The 405-nt window shown below is 63.5% G+C and carries 1 protein-coding gene; it reads right to left on the bottom strand.

Annotated elements, in window-relative coordinates:
• Positions 1-215: 215 nt before the first annotated feature.
• The coding region (locus tag EN991_RS39575; protein WP_164769833.1) for an alpha/beta hydrolase at positions 216-405 on the bottom strand (190 nt) is incomplete at its 5' end.

Below are 405 nucleotides of genomic sequence, written 5' to 3'. Positions count from 1 at the left end.
CCACAAGGCCGCGCTTGCCGCCTCGCCGGCATGGCAGGATTTTTGGCGGGCCGCGCAACCCGGCCTGACCAAACCCACGGAGACCTTGCGGCTGTCGCCGACATCGCAATCACTGGTCGGGATCTATTCCTAAAGCGCGTCGACGCGCTTAGGAATAGATCCTTTTTTGTGCATGTCGTTCTCCCAAAACCGGGGCCACTTTTGGGCGACATGCATCAGACTTCAAATGCCTCGACGATGGTCTTGGCGACAAGGGCCGGGTCTTCCCAATGCGGGTTGTGGCCACAGCTCTCGGCCCGGACGAAGACGGCTCCGGCAAGAGCGGATTGCAACGCCTGCTGGTGCGCCTCGCCGAACAGCGGGTCGCAGGCGCCGGCAATGATCAGCGTCCGGGCCTGCACGGCC

It is taken from the genome of Mesorhizobium sp. M7A.F.Ca.US.005.03.2.1 (assembly GCF_003997795.1).
Taxonomy (GTDB): Bacteria; Pseudomonadota; Alphaproteobacteria; order Rhizobiales; family Rhizobiaceae; genus Mesorhizobium; species Mesorhizobium ciceri.
This window is presented reverse-complemented; position numbering and strand designations above follow the sequence as displayed.